Annotated in this window: 14 protein-coding genes; 3 read left to right on the top strand and 11 right to left on the bottom strand. The window is 61.2% G+C overall.

The window, feature by feature from the left end:
* Window positions 1-165 precede the first annotated feature (165 nt).
* Window positions 166-3,825, top strand: coding sequence for a PAS domain-containing hybrid sensor histidine kinase/response regulator (locus LQK84_RS13145; RefSeq protein ID WP_230829182.1), 3,660 nt, complete (start codon window positions 166-168; stop codon window positions 3,823-3,825).
* Here the strand turns inward: LQK84_RS13145 and ade are convergent.
* From ade to choX, 11 genes are all read right to left on the bottom strand, one after another.
* A complete protein-coding gene (gene ade, locus LQK84_RS13140) occupies window positions 3,809-5,503 on the bottom strand; it encodes an adenine deaminase (protein WP_230829181.1) in 1,695 nt (564 codons plus the stop codon). The two genes, LQK84_RS13145 and ade, sit on opposite strands and share 17 nt — an antisense overlap.
* Window positions 5,504-5,579: 76 nt before the next feature.
* Window positions 5,580-6,059, bottom strand: a complete 480-nt coding sequence (locus LQK84_RS13135; RefSeq protein ID WP_230829180.1) for a TspO/MBR family protein — start codon at window positions 6,057-6,059, stop codon at window positions 5,580-5,582.
* A 76-nt stretch (window positions 6,060-6,135) separates the two neighbouring features.
* Window positions 6,136-6,621 (bottom strand): MarR family winged helix-turn-helix transcriptional regulator, encoded by a 486-nt coding sequence (locus LQK84_RS13130; protein WP_230829179.1) that lies wholly within the window; start codon window positions 6,619-6,621, stop codon window positions 6,136-6,138.
* A 91-nt stretch (window positions 6,622-6,712) separates the two neighbouring features.
* Entirely contained in the window at window positions 6,713-7,306 is a 594-nt protein-coding gene (locus LQK84_RS13125) for a hypothetical protein (protein ID WP_230829178.1), read from the bottom strand.
* 107 nt (window positions 7,307-7,413) lie between these two features.
* Window positions 7,414-8,751: a TadE/TadG family type IV pilus assembly protein gene (locus LQK84_RS13120; protein WP_230829177.1), complete on the bottom strand. Its 1,338-nt coding sequence runs from the start codon at window positions 8,749-8,751 to the stop codon at window positions 7,414-7,416.
* 182 nt (window positions 8,752-8,933) lie between these two features.
* A complete protein-coding gene (locus tag LQK84_RS13115; RefSeq protein ID WP_230829176.1) occupies window positions 8,934-10,265 on the bottom strand; it encodes an aspartate aminotransferase family protein in 1,332 nt (443 codons plus the stop codon).
* 494 nt (window positions 10,266-10,759) lie between these two features.
* Window positions 10,760-11,077, bottom strand: coding sequence for an ArsR/SmtB family transcription factor (locus LQK84_RS13110; protein ID WP_230829236.1), 318 nt, complete (start codon window positions 11,075-11,077; stop codon window positions 10,760-10,762).
* Between the two features lie 157 nt (window positions 11,078-11,234).
* Window positions 11,235-11,900 (bottom strand): HugZ family pyridoxamine 5'-phosphate oxidase, encoded by a 666-nt coding sequence (locus LQK84_RS13105; protein ID WP_230829175.1) that lies wholly within the window; start codon window positions 11,898-11,900, stop codon window positions 11,235-11,237.
* A 209-nt stretch (window positions 11,901-12,109) separates the two neighbouring features.
* Complete coding sequence (choV, locus tag LQK84_RS13100) at window positions 12,110-13,150, bottom strand: choline ABC transporter ATP-binding protein (RefSeq protein ID WP_230829174.1); 1,041 nt, start codon at window positions 13,148-13,150, stop codon at window positions 12,110-12,112.
* A complete protein-coding gene (gene choW / locus LQK84_RS13095) occupies window positions 13,147-14,040 on the bottom strand; it encodes a choline ABC transporter permease subunit (RefSeq protein ID WP_230829173.1) in 894 nt (297 codons plus the stop codon). The genes choV and choW overlap by 4 nt, the downstream gene beginning before the upstream one ends.
* A gap of 229 nt (window positions 14,041-14,269) precedes the next feature.
* A complete protein-coding gene (gene choX, locus LQK84_RS13090) occupies window positions 14,270-15,220 on the bottom strand; it encodes a choline ABC transporter substrate-binding protein (protein WP_230829172.1) in 951 nt (316 codons plus the stop codon).
* 297 nt (window positions 15,221-15,517) lie between these two features.
* On the opposite strand from choX, the gene LQK84_RS13085 reads away from it, so the two are divergent.
* Together LQK84_RS13085 and LQK84_RS13080 are read left to right on the top strand one after the other, a co-directional pair.
* The gene (locus LQK84_RS13085) at window positions 15,518-16,099 is read left to right on the top strand and encodes a thymidine kinase (protein WP_230829171.1); all 582 of its coding nucleotides are present in this window, start codon (window positions 15,518-15,520) and stop codon (window positions 16,097-16,099) included.
* 102 nt (window positions 16,100-16,201) lie between these two features.
* On the top strand, window positions 16,202-16,579 hold the full coding sequence (locus LQK84_RS13080; protein ID WP_230829170.1) for a c-type cytochrome: 378 nt from the start codon (window positions 16,202-16,204) through the stop codon (window positions 16,577-16,579).
* Window positions 16,580-16,596 lie beyond the last annotated feature (17 nt).

Genomic DNA, 16,596 nt, shown 5'->3' with positions numbered 1-16,596 from the left:
GGCAAAGGGTGCGGATCTGGTTGCAGTGCAGCAACGCGGCCTCGTGGCAGTCCAACTTCGTTAAAGCTGGCAGTTGATGGTTAACCAATTGTTTAACGGTCCGTGTGCCTAATTAACGTAATGAAAGTGCAACAGGATTCGGGAGATGACGTGGTGGAGCGAGGCGTGGACCTGCTCGCGATGGCGTGCCAGAGATTGGCGCGCACCCGCGTCCCCGCCTGTATCAAGGATTCCGAGCTGCGTTATGTCGCCGTCAGTTCAGCCTTTGCCGGCCTGCACCACCTTCAGCCCCAGGATTTCATCGGCCTGACGGATGCGGAGCTGCCGAATGCGGCCCCCGCTACGCTTCGCGACGAGATGGAGCGCAAGGCCGCCGTCTTCGGCATCGAGGGCGACATCGTGCTTTCGATCGGTGCGGTCAATCGCCAGCAGCGCCTCAAGATCGAGCAGTTCGTCAGCGAAACCGGCGACATCTTCCTTTACGAGCATCTGGAGCCCGCACCGCCCGTTGTCGCCGTGCCGCCGGCCTCGTGGTGGGACATTGCGGAACCGGCCAGCGAAACCGCGGCCGTCGAGCCGTCACCCGTTGAGGCCGAGGAAACGGCCTTTCTTTCGGTTCTCAAGAATGCGCTCTCCCAGATCGATGCCGGCATCCTGATCGTCGATCCGCGCGACCGCGTGGCCTTCGTCAACGAGAAGATGATCCAGCTCTATCGGCCCTATATGGGATCGATCCATGCGGGCGAGTCGATTTCGGACATCCTGATGCGCGGCATCCAGCGCGGGCTCAATCCCGACGTTGATCCGTCCAATGCGGAGGCCTGCGAACAGAGACTGCAACTGCGGCTGCAGGCCTATCGTCAGCCCTATTACGAAGACACCTATCGTCTGGGAACCGGCAGCTGGGTGCGGCTCATCAATCGCCGGCTGGAGAACGGGTATGTCGTCGGCCTGCGGCTCGATATCACCGACAGCAAGGAGCGCGAGGCGCTGCTGATCAAGCAGCGTGACGAGGTCAGCCTTTACAAGGCGATGCTGGATGCCTTGCCGGTTCCGGTTTTCGTGCGCGACGAAAATCACATCATGATCTACGCGAACGAAGTGGAGCGTGAACTGCTCGATGCCCGCCAGCTGCCGGCGCTTGGCAGCGACGAGCACGCCATCTTCGGGGATGACGTAGAGAGCTACATCGAGGAAAATGATCGCGTTCTGGCCACCGGCGAGATTTCGGTGCGCGAATCGATCATGCATCATCGCTCGGACCGGGCCGCGCATATCCTGTCGCATATCAGCCGTGCCACCGTGGCAGACGGCAGTCGCTACATTGTCGGTTCCCTGCTCGACATGACGCCGCTGCGGGAGCGCGAACTGGAGCTCGAGCAGGCCCGCAATCATGCCGAGGCCGCCTGGCAGCAGCTCTCCGACATCATGAACAGCATCGATACCGGCGTGATGGTGATCCGGCAGGATGATCTGATCATCGAACTTGCCAACGAGAACGTGCTGCGCAAATGGCAGGGCACGGAACTCGCCGGCCTTGTCGGCTGCAATTTTCTCGACATGCTGAACGCCAGCGTCGACAACGGTTTCTTCGACCTTGCACCGGAGCAGCTTGATGCGGCCAAGGAGAAGTGGCGCACTCTCCTCGGGTCGGGTGAATTGCCGCTTCGCGAGTTCACGACGGCGGCCGGGGAGATCTATCTGATCCAGGGCCGGCCGATCTCCTCGGGTCGCGTGGTCCTGACCTATAACGACATCACCGAGCTGCGCAGACAGGATCTCGCCATCAACGAAGCCCGCGCCAAACTGGCCGAGGCGGGTGCGTTGATGGAAGAGGCCCTGGTGACCATGGCCCAGGGACTGGTCATTATCGCCTCGTCCGGCGACGTCCGGATGTGCAACAGCACGGTCGAGCGGCTGCTGGAGGTGCCTGCGGGGATGATCCATGTGGGCGGGCGCTGGGAACACGTCTTTGTCCATTGCGCCGAACGCGGCGATTTCGGGCCCAATCCGGTGGCGTTCCTGGAAGAGATGCAGCATTATGCCAGCAGCCGTGTCGCCCATGACGTGACCTTCTGCGTTGCCGAAAAACGTTGGATCCGGCTGGAGATCAAGCCGACCGATGACGGCACGATCGGACTGTTTACCGACGTCACCGAACTGCGCGGGAGACAGGAAGAGCTTGAACGGCTGCTGCGCCGCGCGGCGAAGGCAGACCGGGCGAAATCGGACTTCCTCGCCACCGTCAGCCACGAGTTCCGCACGCCGATGAACGGTGTTCTGAGCATGGCTGAACTCCTGGCACGCTCGGACCTTGATACGCGGCAGAAGACCTATGTGAACGCCATCACCAAGTCGGCAAAGTCGCTGATGACGGTCATCAACGACATCCTGGACTTCTCGAAGCTGGATTCCGGGCATCTCGAACTCCATCCGGTCCATTTCAACCCGCTGGAATGCATCGATGACACGGCGACGATCCTGGCGGCGAAGGCCGAGGAGAAGAGCCTGGCCATCGTCGTCTCGCCGACCACGGATATTCCCAAGCGGGTGTTCGGCGATCCGCTGCGCTTCCGGCAGATCGTCTTCAATCTGGTCTCGAACGCCATCCGCTTTACCGATCGCGGCCATGTGGAAATCCGGCTTTCAGCCGCACCGCGCGTGAACGGCAGGCGGGTTCTGACCATCGAAGTCGAGGATACGGGTTGCGGCATCGCGCCCGAGCACCAGCGCCTGATCTTCGAAGCCTCTGCCCGGTCAGACACGACGCGCACCGGCCACACCGAGGGGCTGGGGATAGGTCTTCCGACCAATGTCGGTCTGGTCAGGCTGTTCGGCGGGACGATCGAGCTCGAGAGCGAAGTCGGGCGTGGCACCACGTTCAGGGTCGCGCTTCCGCTCGACTGCGCCGAGGCGCGCAATGACGAGGACGAAGTTCTGCCGGCGATCGGCGCACGCGTGCTGCTCGTGGACGAGATTGCCGCCTCCCGCCATTCGATCGGCAGCCTGCTTCACGGATGGCAGTTCGATGCGACGGGCGTCGAAAGTCCCGATGAAGCCTGGGCGATCCTGGAGGCTGCCGAGAGTGCAGGGCTTACGATCGACGTGCTTGTGCTCAGCAGTACGCTGGCGCGGCGCGGGGCACGGAAACTGGTCGAAAAGCTGCATGGCGATCCGCGTTTTGCCGCCACCTCGGTGGTGCTGATGACACCGGTGCTGTCCGACAGCCTGCAGGGTGCTGCCGAAATCGCAGCCGATGCACAGCTGCAAAGGCCGGTTCGCAGTTCGCTTCTTCTCGGGGCGCTTTGCGATGTCATGGCGGCACGGCGTCGCGGTGGTCCGGCGGTGCGGCGGCCGGCAAATCCGATGCCCGCGCCCGAATATCATGATGATGGCGCACCCGTGACGATCGACGTGCTGGTTGCCGAGGACAACGAGGTGAGCGCGCTTGCCTGCGAGCAGATCCTGACCGGTCTCGGCGTCAGCTTCCGCATTGCCCGCGACGGCGAAGAGGCCGTGCGTTTCTGGGAAGCCTACAAGCCCGAAATCGTGATCATGGACATCATGATGCCGCGCATGAACGGCTATGAGGCGACGGCGGCGATCCGGGCCGAAGAGGCAAGAAGCGGCCGCAGCCGCACGCCGATCATCGCGATTACCGCCAGCACGATGGAGCATGACCGCAACGTCTGCCTCGATGCCGACATGGATGACTATCTGCCGAAGCCGTTCACGCCCGAGCTTCTGTCCGCCAAGGTCGATATCTGGCGCTCGCTCGTTGCCGGCGAGGCGAAGATCACCGACGACTTCATCCGATCAGCATGAACTTGTCGACATCGACAAGGCCACGATCCGAAATCTTCAGATGCGGAATGACCGGCAGCGGCAGGAAGGCCAGCTGCAGGAAGGGTTCTTGCAGCGTCGCGCCGAGCGCAAAGGCGGCCTGGCGCAGATGGTGCAGCGTGTCGCGCACCTCTTCGTAGGGCTCCAGGCTCATGAGGCCGGCAACGGGCAATGCAATCTCACCCGTCACCTTGCCATCCTGAACCACGACGAAACCGCCATTGATGTCCGAGAGCCGGTTCGCGGCGACGGCCATGTCTTCATCATTTGCGCCGACGACGCAGATATTGTGGCTGTCATGGCCGACCGTGGAGGCGATGGCCCCCTTCTTCAGGCCAAAGCCCTGCACGAAGCCATTGGCGTGGTTGCCGTTCTTGCCGTGGCGCTCGATGACGGCGACTTTCAGGATGTCGCGCTCGAAATCGACGGTGGTCTGGTTTCCGTCGACGGGCAGGCGGAAGCGGCGATGCTCGGTGATGATCTTGCCCGGCAGGACACCGATGACGGAGGTGTCGCCCTCTGCTGCCGGAATGCCGAAGTCTGCGGCCTTGACCATGCGCGCCTTGACGCTGGTGAGCCCGACCGGGGCGACCGGCTTGCGGGTGGCAAAGAGCGCGTCGGTCACTTCGCGGCCGGCGGCGAAGACCGTCTCGGCCTTGCAGTTTTCGAGGCTGTCGATGACCACGAGGTCGGCGCGCCAGCCGGGGGCGACGAGACCGCGGTCGCGCAGGCCGAAGGCGCGGGCGGCGGAAATGGAGGCGGCGCGGTAGATCGCCAGCGGCTCGACGCCATGGGCAATCGCGGTGCGGATCAGGTAGTCGAGATGGCCCTGTTCGGCGATGTCGAGCGGGTTGCGGTCGTCGGTGCAGAGCGCGAGGAAGGGCGAAAGCCGTTCGGTGAGGATCGGCATCAGCGCGTGCAGGTCCTTGGAAACCGAGCCTTCGCGGACAAGGATGTGCATGCCCTTGCGGATCTTCTCCATCGCCTCTTCGGCGCTGGTGCATTCGTGGTCGGTGCGGATGCCGGCGGAGAGATAGCCGTTGAGGTCGTTGCCGGAGAGAAGCGGCGCATGGCCGTCAATATGGCTGCCCTGGAAGGCCTCGAGCTTGGCCATGCAGATCGGATCTTTGTAAACGACGCCGGGGAAGTTCATGAATTCGGCAAGACCGATGACCTTCGGGTGATTGCGATAGGGCAGGAGCTTTTCAATCGGCAGATCGGCGCCGGCCGTCTCCAGATGCGTGGCCGGCACGCAGGAGGAGAGCTGGACGCGGATATCCATGATGGTTTCCAGCGCCGAGGCGAGAAAGAACTCGATGCCCTCCGTGCCCAACACGTTGGCGATCTCGTGCGGGTCGCAGATGACCGTCGTCACGCCATAGGGCAGAACACAGCGATCGAATTCATGCGGCGTGACGAGAGAGGACTCGATATGCAGATGCGTGTCGATGAAGCCCGGCACGACGATCTTGCCGGAGATGTCGATCTCGCGCTTGCCGCTGTAGGGGCCGCAGGTGCCGACGATCGTGTCGCCGCAGATGGCGATGTCGGACAAGACGAGTTCGCCGGTCACGAGGTCGAAGAAGCGGCCGTTCCTGAGGACGATATCGGCAGGCTCGCGCCCGGTTCCCTGATCTATCCGGCGTTCCAGTTCGCTCATCGTCTCATCCGTATCCTGTTTGCTTTTCGAGACTTAAGCAGACTCGCGGGCAAAAGCACAGGGCGCGGACCTGCGATCAGCTGTTCATCGCGGCGATCGTGCCGTTGAGGACGGCGGCGAAGGAAACCCAGGCGAGATAGGGCACGAAGAGCAGGGCGGAGACCGGGTCGGATTTCCGCGTCAGGACGATGAAGGTGACGATGGAGAGCCAGAGCGCGACGATGACGGCGAAGGCGCCCCACATCATGTGAAGGCCGAACCAGAGCGGCGTCCAGCTCCAGTTGAGCAGCATCTGCACGATCCAGACCTGCATGGCCGCCCCCCTGGGATCACGCAGGACTGTGCGGGCAAAGGCGATGGCGATGAAGACGTAGAGCAGGGTCCAGACCGGTGCGAAGACCCAGGCGGGCGGATTGAACACCGGCTTGTTCAAGGACCGAAACCAGTCGTCCGGGCCGATCATCGTGCCGATGCCAGCGCCCACGGCGATGACCACGACGATCGCGATCACATGCACGAGGAGCGGGCTGAGCGAGCTTCTGGCGGTATTCATCATGTTCTCCTTTGTCATAGATACGCGGGAGAGGGGATAAAGGTTCATTCTGTTCTTGGGTGATCGCGGAGAAAACCGCTTACGCCAGCGGTTCGCTCACGGTGCGGTCGACATGGGCCTGCTGAAGAGCAAGCGCGGCTTCAATGAAATTCTCGATGATCGAAAGATCAGATGGCGTGAACTTGGCGAGCATCGCCGCTGCATCAGCGGCAATCGGCGTGTAGAATTTGCCGAGCGTGTCACTCGCCGGCTTTGTCATGGCGACCAGAACCTTGCGCCGGTCTGCGCCGTCGCGCTGGCGCTCGACGAAGCCGCGCTTTTCCAGCCGGTCGATCATCGAGGTGGCCGCCGCCGGCGTCAGGCCCGAGGCCTGGGCGAGCGCGCCCGCCGTCTTCGGGCCATCCATCAGGGCCTTGAGGCATCGATGTTCGGCCGTGATTAGGCCAAGCTTGTTGCCCACCGCCTCGTCAAAGGCCTGTGTCGCATCCTGCCATTGGCCGATCAGGTTCAGGATGTGCTCGTGCATGTCAGGGCGATGCTTGTTCGGCGAATTTCGTTCACTCATCTGACAATCTCGCGGCGTGAATATTCATCCATCTCATGATGGGGTGATTTGGTCCCGGAGGCAAGACAAGTAGCAGCCAATGCCGACGGGATCATGTCGGCACGAAATAGCTGCTGGTAATCCACCCGATGAGGTCGAACATGGCAAAGGCGGCAAAGGCGAGATGGTAGAGCCGCGACTGGATATAGCAGCCGGCCAGTGCGGCGATGATCAGCACGACCTGCTGGGCGTCGTAGGCATCGCCGAGGCTGGCGTAATATTCCGTGCCCTTCAGCAGCGTATCACCGATATCGGCGAGCTTCAGCAGGATCAGCAGGCCATAGAACCAGCGCCGGCGGGAGACGAAATAGTCGGAATAGCTCTTGTATTCGTTGATCTGGTCGGGAAAGAGCAGGGACGATATGGCGGCGAAGAGCGCGGCATAGGTCAGCAGATAGGCGTAGATGCCGAAGTTCCAGTGCTCCATGTGGCGCAGGTTGAACTCGAACCACCAGAAATGGGGGATCGAGACCAGCACATAGACGGTCCAGATCATGTGAACCGCGTCCGTCTGGTAGCTTGTCGGATGCTGGATGAACCGGGTGAGGCCGTTGATCATACGGGCAAGGCTGAGGCCCAGGATCATGCCGATGATCACGCGGACATGGATGAAGATTTCAGCACCGTTGGGGGGAAGCTTGTCCATGTCGCCTGCCGTTCGTTCTCAAGGTCTGATGCCGGTATATCTGCCGGTCTGAACGCAAGGAAGGCGGCCGAAGCCGCCATCCACGATTGAAATGTCCTGATGCTCGCTCAGCCGGTCAGGCGCGGCATGGCGACGATCTTCCTGAACAGCGCCGTCATCGCGTCCGAAATGCCCTGGGTGGGGCTGACCTCGAAAAAGAGGCCGGGCGAAGCGCAGGCCTTCATTCGGGTGCCGATCTCGCTCTGGAAGGGGGCAATCCACAGACCGTACCATGTGTCGTTATTCTGTGAGTCTTTTGTCGGAAGCGGCAAATATGTCGTGTATAGGACGGCGATCGCGTAGCCCTGTTTCTTCAGAGCGTCGCAGGCGGTGGTGTCGATGGGTTCCTGGCAGCGGGTACTGCCGGACAGAGGCTTGGTGCAGGTCGCGGGCTTGCTGCTGTCGCCAACGCCATCGGACACCATGAAGACAATCTTTTGCGGCGTGGCGACACTGTTGCCATCGCCCGCAAAGCCCATCTTGCTGCCCAGTTGCGCCAGTGCCGTATCGAAGCTCGTGATCTGGTCGTTGTTGTAGTTCTGTCTAGGAATTGTCATCAGCTTGACGTTGTTCTTTGCGGTCGTTGCGGCCGTTGAAAGATCGGTCGTGGGGGACACGACTTCGTAAAGCTGCGGGTTCGTTGCATCCCTGCCGAAGGTGTAGACGCCCATCCGGTAAAGACTGGTATTGTTGCCGCGATCCTGTATCGCGTTCTGCAACAGCTCTTGCGTCGCCTGGGCAACAACGTCGATGCGGGTCGTTATGTTCTGCTGCTTGGCAAGGTGATAGTAGTCGTTCTGGTTTTCGTTGCTGACGTTGCCATATTGATCGGTGTAGCCGATATGGCAGGCAAAGGCGCATTGGTCCGGCGTCTTGCTGACCATCTTCTGGATGTCCGCCGGCGTTGCCGCGACGCCCATGGAGGGCGTGTTGTCGAGCAGCAGATAGAAGCTGCGATAGGTTGCCGCCTCGTAGGTCGCGGTGGCGCGGCCGGCGACCTTGACGATCTGCTGGCCGAGAACCTTCGACAGATAGGTTGGTACCGTGGCCTTGAAGTTGACGACCGAGGTGATGGTCTTGCCGGACTTGACGATGCTGGCGTCGATGGAATCGATCGTGTAGCCGGTCACGTTCTGCAGCTGCGCGCGGAAGAAGGCCTTGGCGTCGCTTTCGGCAATCGGGATCGATCCGTCGCCGTTCATCGAGAAGGCGGCCTGCATGCCGGGGGACGAACTTGCTATGGCCGCGAGTGCTGCGGCGTCTCCCGCGCCCTGCAGCTTCGACTTCACCGTCATCGCGTTGGTCAGGTCAACGGCAAGGCCAGCAACGCCGATCAGCGGGACGATCAGCAGCGCCGTCATCATCCCGAAATTACCCGACCGATCGCTCAAGAAACCGCGCAGCATGTTCAACCTCCGCCTGTGGATTGAACCCGTCATAACGCAGAGTGATTAAGTTACGGCCAAGAGGATTGGTAAAATTGTTGCTACCGCTGCCTTATGACCGGAAACGGAACATGGGCGGTCAACGAAATACAGCCCCGAGGAGGGGCTGTATTCATGTCTTCGCGATATGGAGAGCTTTTGGCTCAGATGTTGTTCATCAGCACGTCGCGCAGCTTGTCGAACAGTTCGTCGATCTCGGCCTTGGAGATGATCAGCGGCGGCGACAGCGCAATGATGTCGCCAGTGGTGCGGATCAGCAGGCCCTTTTCGTAAGCCTTCAGGAAGGCCGTGAAGGCGCGCTTCGTCGGCTCGCCGGCAATGGGGGCGAGTTCGATGGCGCCGATGAGGCCGACATTGCGGATGTCGATGACGTTCGGGCAATCCTTCAGCGAATGCAGCGCATCTTCCCAATAGGAGGCGAGCTCTGCGGCGCGGGTCAGCAGGCCTTCTTCCTTGTAGGTGTCGAGCGTGGCAAGCGCTGCGGCCGAGGCAATCGGGTTGCCGGAATAGGTGTAGCCGTGGAAGAACTCGATGAGATGTTCCGGGCCGGTCATGAAGGCATCGTGGATTTCCTTCGTGACGAAGACCGCGCCCATCGGGATCACGCCGTTGGTGAGGCCCTTGGCGGTGGTGATGATGTCCGGCTTCACGTCGAAGAACTGGGCGGCAAACGGCGCGCCAAGGCGGCCAAAGCCGGTGATGACTTCGTCGAAGATCAGGAGGATGCCGTGCTTGGTGCAGATCTCGCGGAGCTTGGCGAGATAGCCCTTCGGCGGGATGAGCACGCCGGTGGAGCCGGCAACCGGCTCGACGATGACGGCGGCGATGGTGGAGGCATCATGGAGCGTGACGATGCGTTCCAGCTCGGTGGCGATATCGACGCCGCCATGATCCGGAATGCCGCGCGAAAACGCGTTCTTGGCCGGCAGATGGGTATGCGGCATGTGGTCGACGCCGGTCAGCAGCGTGCCGAACATCTTGCGGTTGGAGACGATGCCGCCGACGGAGATGCCGCCGAAGTTGACGCCGTGATAGCCACGCTCGCGGCCGATGAGACGGGTGCGCGAACCGTCGCCCTTGGCGCGGTGATAGCCGAGCGCCACCTTCAGCGCGGTCTCGACCGATTCAGAGCCGGAGTTCGTGTAGAGCACATGCTCCATGCCGTCCGGCGCGATGTCGACGAGGCGGTTGGCCAGTTCGAAGGCCTTGGGGTGGCCGAGCTGGAAGGCGGGCGCATAGTCGAGCTCGCCCGCCTGCTGGGCAATCGCCTCGGTGATCTTCGGACGGCAGTGGCCGGCATTCACGCACCAGAGGCCGGCGGTGCCGTCGAGCACGGTGCGGCCGTCATGGGTCGTGTAGTGCATGTCCTTCGCACCAACGAACAGACGGGGCTCCTTCTTGAACTGGCGGTTGGCCGTGAACGGCATCCAGAAGGCGCTGAGGTCGTTCGGTTTCGCGGTTGTGCGGTTGGACATTTATCAAGTCTCCTCAAGGGAAATTGCGGTCTCGGTGACGCGAAACCATGATCTTTATCGATTGGTCAAATTAACAGTGCGAAGCGTCGCGTCAAGCTCGTGGAAAACCGGGGTTCATGATCTTTTTTGATGGTCGATCACGCGTCCGTTCGATTGTGCTCTCCAAAAGGCTCGCGCAAGATTCAAACGTCATAACTTCCGATTGAAAGCGCCCATCTCCACTGGTGCTCTTTCCGACGTTTCAGGAATCGAATTCCGACAGGCTGACCGGTCAAGGGCAACATGGACCGTGAAGCTGAGAAACGTGACCGGCGGCAATGATAATCGCCTGAGCGTACATGATGAACGCACATCGTCGCGCTCAGGCGACTTATTCCCGAACTTGAGACTTTTTCGTTTGATGATGGGGCTATGCTTGATGCGCGGTTTCCCGCACGAGGGTCAGGCGTGCGGCCGGCTGACGGCGGCGTCGGTGCTTGTCCGGAAGGGGTTTCTCAGGCGTCCGCGTCTTTGTCTGCTTCGGCGACGTAGAGAGCGTTCAACGTATGCAGCAGTGTGTGGACCTGCGGGTTTGGGCTCGAATAATAGATGGTCTGAGCTGAGCGGCGCGTCTTGACCAGGCTGAGCGCCTTCAGCTTCGAAAGATGCTGCGAAAGTGCCGACTGGCTTAGCCCGACCTTTTCGGCAAGTGCTCCGACTGCGATCTCACCTTGGACCAAATTGCACAGGATCAAAATTCTCTTCTGATTAGCCAATGCTGACATAAACATCGCCGCTGTGTTGGCGTTTGAGTACAAGTTGTCCAAATTCATCAAGATAAACTTCCGGAAGTGTCGTGGCTGCGCCGTTTTCAGGGCAGGGCGTAGAACCCGCCTTAAGCGACTATAAACCATACTCCGGGTTTTGCATATCGATATATATCGCTATAGCAATATTTGAGAAGATTCTGAAATGCGAGATAAAATTGTTTTATGTCAAGTGTTTGGGCCGATTTATGCGCCTTGTCTGCTCCTTGCTTACAATAACGATGCAATCCGGTTCGAAGGACGCAATTCGGAAACCGGCTGGCATTTCTGCGAGTGATTCTGTGCTGTCGACGATCTGATTCTCTGCCTCCCATGACAGGGCGGTCAGCCCCTCGGGCAAGTCGAAATCTTCCCGTTGGAGAGCATAGGCGCGGCCGAAGCCGCCGTTGAGACTTGCGGCGACCGGCCTCAGGCGGAAGAACAGGAAATCCGGAAAATCGACATAGAGGGCCGCCTTCGGATGGCGGCGCAGGAAGCGGGCGCGCAGATGCGGTCGCTCCGGATCGTCCGCGGCGACCGGAAGCGCGTCGCATTGCAGGCTGATGCGCGGCCAGGCGAGCGGATCGCCCTTGCCGGGCTCGCCGAAAAGCAGGGAGCAGCGCGGCAGTGCCAGAAGCGCTTTCGTATGCGCGGCGAGCCTCGAGGCCAGAATGACCGGCTGGCTTGCGCCGTCGGTTGCGGTCAGCACGCGGCTGGAATTGGGATAACCCGTTTCCGGGTCGATGACGGCGATGGCGGCAAAGCGCGCCGTGACAATCAGTTCGCGTGCCTGGCTGCGGGCTTCGTCGTCGGTGTCGCGCAGCACCTTTGGCTTGTCGTCCTTGCTCATTCCGGTCGTTTCCCTGCCGGGTGCCGGGTGCCGGAAGACGGCACGCGGTCTGCTGTCGTTGGGATCCGTTCCTACAACAGTTCGGGGCAGGGCGATATATTGTCGATCATCGACCGGAGAGCGAGATCAGGGGCGGCCGCCCCGCAAGGGCGAGGCGGCGGCCATGTGGAAGGCGTTTGCCGGGTCTCGGGTCTGCCGAGACCGGAGCATCACTCGTCGCGGCGGCGGTGACGCGTCAGGCCTTCGAGAATGTCCTGCGCTGAAATCGTGCCGACAACGGCGCCGTTCTCGACGACCCCGGTGACGCCGGGCGTCTTGGCCATGGCGTCGAGCACGATGCTCAGCGGTGCGTCCGGCGGGACGGTGCCGACGACAGTTCCGCTGTCGGCAGCGCCTGGCTTCATGACGTCACCGGCGGTCAGCATCATGATCGGGTTCATGTGCTGCACGAAGTCGGCGACATACTGGTTGACCGGGTTCTTGACGATGTCCTGCGGCGTGCCGCACTGGACGATGCGCCCGCCTTCCATGATGGCGATGCGATTGCCGATGCGGAAGGCCTCGTCGAGGTCGTGGCTGACGAAGATGATGGTCTTCTTCAGCTTGCGCTGGAACTCCAGCAACTCGTCCTGAAGGCGTGTGCGGATGAGCGGGTCGAGCGCCGAGAAGGGCTCGTCCATCAGCAGGATCGGCGCGCCGGTGGCGAAGGCGCGGGCAAGGCCGACGCGCTGCTGCATACCGCCCGACAGCTCGTTGACCTTGCGGTCGGCCCATTGCGTCAGGTTGACCAGCTGCAGCTGCTCGGCAACCTTGGCCTTGCGCACGGCTTCCGGCTCGCCAGCCAGCTCCAGGCCGAAGCCGACATTCTCGGCCACCGTGCGCCAGGGCAGGAGGCCGAACTGCTGGAAGACCATCGAGACGGTGTGCATGCGGAAATTCCGTAGCGCGCTTCTCGATGTCTTGTAGGGGTTGAGCGAGCCGCTGTCGGTCTTGACGGCGACATCGCCGCGCACCACCGGGGCGAGCCCGTTGACGGCGCGCAGCAGCGTGGATTTGCCGGAGCCCGACAGGCCCATGAGAACGAGGATCTCGCCCTCGTTGATGGTCAGGCTGGCATTGGCGACGCCGAGCACAAGGCCGGTTTCCTTGCCGATCTCGTCGCGCGTGCGGCCCTGGTCGACCATCTGCAGGGCGCGGTTCGGATTATCGCCGAAGATGATGCTGACATTGTCGAAGCTGACAGCGGTCATGCCGTTTCTCCTTCGTCGAAGAACTTGAAGATGCGGTCGAGCACGATCGCGAGGATGACGATGCACATGCCGGAGTCAAAGCCCATGGGAACGTTCATCTGGCCCAATGCGCGCTGAACCAGCGTGCCGAGACCTTCCGCGCCGACCATCGAGGCGATGACCACCATCGAGAGCGAGAGCATGATGGTCTGGGTAATGCCGGCCATGATCTGCGGCAGCGCAAAGGGCAATTCGACCTTCATCAGAACCTGCATCGGGTTGGCCCCGAAGGCCTGTGCGGCTTCAATCAGCGAAGGCGGCGTCGAGATGATGCCGAGGCGGGTCAGGCGGATTGGCGCGGGGATGGCGAAGATCACCGTTGCGACAAGGCCGGAGACGGCGCCGAGACCGAAGAGGATGAGCGCCGGGATGAGGTAGACGAAGGTCGGGATCGTCTGCATCAGGTCGAGGATGGGCCGCAGGATCGCGTAGAACCACGGGCGGCGGGCCGCCAGGATACCGAGGGGCACGCCGACGATCATCGACACGCCGGTGGCTGCAAGAACCAGCGCCAGCGTTTCCATCGCTTCCGTCCAGTAGCGCTGGTTGTAGATCAGCAGCATGCCGACGGCAGTCAGCACGACGACGCTGAACTTGCGGCGCACGGCCCAGGCGATCAGACAGAAGGCGGCAATGGTGATGAAGGGATAGTAGGGCGCGACTGCGGTTTCTTCGACAAATTTCCCCAGAAGCAGCCACAGGATGGCGTCGATGGAGCTTTGCAGGATTACTGAAATCATGTCGAAGAAGCTGCTGAGGTTCGTCGTCAGCCAGTCGACGACAACCTTGGCCCCCCGGCCGATCATGATCTTGTTGTTCTCATCCAGTAGCCAGCTATGGAGCCAGTCCATTAGGTTCCCCTTTTTTGGTTTTCGGTTGGCTGGTATGCGGCCGGAGCTTTTCGCTCTCTTTTTGAACTTTGTTTATTATCGTTCCCCGTACAACCGTCTTGTCGGCCTGCGGCCCAATATATCCAGTTTACGCAAATGTGTCGCAACTTGAAGAGCGGGTGTCCTTAAACCGTGTGCGCAAACAAAAAAGGGCGACCCGAGGGCCGCCCTTTGATCCGTGTCGGAACGATCAGAGGCCGAGGCCCTTCTTGACGGCCGCTTCGGCGTCGCCGCCGTCCTTGGTCGTCACGCCGGCGAGCCAGGGCTTGACGGCTTCCGGATGGGCCTTGAGCCATGCCTTGGCGGCATCCTTGCCCTGCATGCCCTTGTCCATGATGGATTCCATGATCTCGTCCTCCATCTCGAGGTTGAAGACCAGGTTGTTGAGGAACTTGCCGACATTGGCGCATTCGCTGACATAGCCTGCGCGCGACATCGTGTAGACAGTTGCGCCGCCGAAGTTCGGGCCGAACGAGTCGTCGCCGCCGGTGAGGTAGGTCATCTTGTACTTGACGTTCATCGGATGCGGCGCCCAGCCGAGGAAGACGACCGGCTTCTGGCCCTTGTCGAGCTTGGCGACCTGGGCGAGCATGCCCTGTTCGGAGGATTCGACCAGCTTGAAGTCCTTCAGGTCGAACTTGTTGTCCTTGATGAGGTCGAGGACGAGCTTGTTGCCGTCATTGCCGGGCTCGATGCCGTAGATCTTGCCGTCAAGTTCCTTCTTGTGCTTGGCAATGTCGGCGAAGTCCTTGATGCCGAGCTTTGCGCCGGCTTCGTTGGTAGAGAGCGTGTACTTGGCGCCTTCGAGGTTGGCGCGCACTGTGTCCACCGTCTTGGCGTCGGTGAAGGGCTTCACGATCTGCGTGGAGGAGGGCATCCAGTTGCCGACGAAGAAGTCGAGCTGCTTGTTGGCCATGCCGGTGTAGATGATCGGCAGGTCGAGTTCCTTGACGTTAACCTTGTAGCCAAGAGCCGTCAGCACGGTCTCGACGGCGCCGGTGGTTGCCTGGATGTCGGTCCAGCTGACCTGGGCGACGTTGACATTGCCACAGCTGGCCGGTTCGGCGGCCTTGGCAGCGCCGGCTGCAGAGGCAAAAACGAACACGAAGGCTGCCGTGGACTTCAAAATGGAACGCATCATTACGGAGTTCTCCCTCTTATGGATGAGCTGTATCAATCATCCTCGGTGTCAGCGAAGCACCAAATTCCGATGAGTTCAAGGGCCTATTCGGGCGGGCTTCGCGCGGCAAGGTCCGGCCTTCGCAAATCCCAACATAAATGTCGCAAAGACGTTAATTGGCAAAAAATCTGTGATTTCCGGCCCTTGCCGATTGGCTTTGCAAGGCGTCGGGGGGCAAGGAAAGGGCAGGCATTGGCGGGCCGTCCGGAAGGAGGGCGCCGGCGTGCAGCAGGTTCATGAGATTCGAGAGGGCGGCGCGTGGCCAAGTTCTATTTCAGCTATTCGACGATGAATGCCGGCAAGTCGACCATGCTGCTCCAGGCCTCCTACAACTATCAGGAACGCGGCATGCGCACGGTGATCCTGATTGCCGCTTTCGACGATCGGGCGGGCAGGGGCAAGGTGTCCTCGCGCATCGGGCTGACCGCGGATGCCATTCCCTTCCACGCGGAAGACGATCTGAAGGCTCTGGTCGAGGGCCTGCTCAAGGACGGGCCGATCGCCTGCATCTTCGTCGACGAGGCGCAGTTCCTGACCCCGGAACAGGTGTGGCAGCTGGCGCGCGTCGTCGACCGGCTGAACATCCCGGTCATGGCCTATGGGCTTCGGACCGATTTCCGCGGCAAGCTGTTTCCCGGCTCGCAGGAATTGCTGACGATTGCCGACGAACTGCGCGAGGTGCGCACGATCTGCCATTGCGGGCGCAAGGCGACCATGGTCGTGCGGCTGGACGCGGAAGGCCGGGTCATCAAGGAAGGCGCGCAGATCGAGGTTGGCGGCAACGAGAAATATGTGTCGTTTTGCCGTCTTCACTGGGATGACAAAATGCAGGAGACTTGATGTCGGTCAAGGCGTCGCCTCATCCGGTATCGTAGGAGAGCACTGCTCGGGGACCGTTCACAGAGGCGGGCAGAGCTCAAACGAGGTCTGAAAGGATTGAATATGTATGTTCGCATGCTGATTGCCGCAGCGGCAGTTGCCGCCAGTGCGGGTGTGGCGCTCGCCGACGGCGACGCGGCCAAGGGGGCGCAGGTCTTCAAGAAGAATTGCATGGTCTGTCACAATGCGACAGATGCCAAGGCCAAGGTCGGCCCGAGCCTGCAGGGCATCGTGGGCCGTCCGGTGGCCACCGTCGCCGATTTCAAGTATTCCGACGGCATGAAGACTTTTGGCGCCGGCAAGACCTGGACGGAAGAAGAGCTGACGGCCTACCTGCCGAACCCCAAGGATCTTGTCCCGGGCACGAAGATGGCATTTGCCGGCCTCAAGGCGCCGCAGGACATTGCCGACCTGATCGCCTATCTGAAAAACCCGCAGTAAGCTGTCCATCCGGGGCG

The organism is Rhizobium sp. C4, assembly GCF_021026315.1.
In the GTDB taxonomy this organism is placed as follows: Bacteria; Pseudomonadota; Alphaproteobacteria; order Rhizobiales; family Rhizobiaceae; genus Ensifer_A.
Note: the sequence above shows the minus strand (reverse complement) of the source record. Positions and strands in the feature narration are given on the sequence as shown.

Excerpts from the sequence above, each read along its gene's own strand:
- ade (WP_230829181.1), bottom strand. The coding sequence starts at position 5,503 with ATGAGCGAACTGGAACGCCGGATAGATCAGGGAACCGGGCGCGAGCCT.
- LQK84_RS13135 (WP_230829180.1), bottom strand. The coding sequence starts at position 6,059 with ATGATGAATACCGCCAGAAGCTCGCTCAGCCCGCTCCTCGTGCATGTG.
- LQK84_RS13130 (WP_230829179.1), bottom strand. The coding sequence starts at position 6,621 with ATGAGTGAACGAAATTCGCCGAACAAGCATCGCCCTGACATGCACGAG.
- LQK84_RS13125 (WP_230829178.1), bottom strand. The coding sequence starts at position 7,306 with ATGGACAAGCTTCCCCCCAACGGTGCTGAAATCTTCATCCATGTCCGC.
- LQK84_RS13120 (WP_230829177.1), bottom strand. The coding sequence starts at position 8,751 with ATGCTGCGCGGTTTCTTGAGCGATCGGTCGGGTAATTTCGGGATGATG.
- LQK84_RS13115 (WP_230829176.1), bottom strand. The coding sequence starts at position 10,265 with ATGTCCAACCGCACAACCGCGAAACCGAACGACCTCAGCGCCTTCTGG.
- LQK84_RS13110 (WP_230829236.1), bottom strand. The coding sequence starts at position 11,077 with ATGAATTTGGACAACTTGTACTCAAACGCCAACACAGCGGCGATGTTT.
- LQK84_RS13105 (WP_230829175.1), bottom strand. The coding sequence starts at position 11,900 with ATGAGCAAGGACGACAAGCCAAAGGTGCTGCGCGACACCGACGACGAA.
- choV (WP_230829174.1), bottom strand. The coding sequence starts at position 13,150 with ATGACCGCTGTCAGCTTCGACAATGTCAGCATCATCTTCGGCGATAAT.
- choW (WP_230829173.1), bottom strand. The coding sequence starts at position 14,040 with ATGGACTGGCTCCATAGCTGGCTACTGGATGAGAACAACAAGATCATG.
- choX (WP_230829172.1), bottom strand. The coding sequence starts at position 15,220 with ATGATGCGTTCCATTTTGAAGTCCACGGCAGCCTTCGTGTTCGTTTTT.
- LQK84_RS13080 (WP_230829170.1), top strand. The coding sequence starts at position 16,202 with ATGTATGTTCGCATGCTGATTGCCGCAGCGGCAGTTGCCGCCAGTGCG.